1 protein-coding gene is annotated in these 231 nt (G+C 68.4%); it reads left to right on the top strand.

The annotated features are described in order from the left end of the window. Positions 1 to 231 (top strand): LysR family transcriptional regulator (locus SB772_RS46035; RefSeq protein WP_410839276.1); only part of this gene is annotated, 231 nt, incomplete at both ends.

Below are 231 nucleotides of genomic sequence, written 5' to 3'. Positions count from 1 at the left end.
AACTCAGCCTGTTCCTTGATGTGCTGGAAACCGGCAGTTTTTCCGCCGCCGCTCGGCGCCACCCGCTGACGCCCTCGGCCGTGGCCCGGCGCATCGACAACCTGGAAAACGCGGTGGGCAGCCGCCTGTTCACCCGCAGCACTCACGCGGTGCGTGCTACACCGGCCGGCAATGCCTTTGCCGAGCGCGCACGGCGTATCATCGAGGAACTGCGCCTGGCCCGCGCCGAAG

Origin of the sequence: Paraburkholderia sp. SIMBA_030, from assembly GCF_046535245.1 — a bacterium.
GTDB lineage: Bacteria > Pseudomonadota > Gammaproteobacteria > Burkholderiales > Burkholderiaceae > Paraburkholderia.
This window is presented reverse-complemented; position numbering and strand designations above follow the sequence as displayed.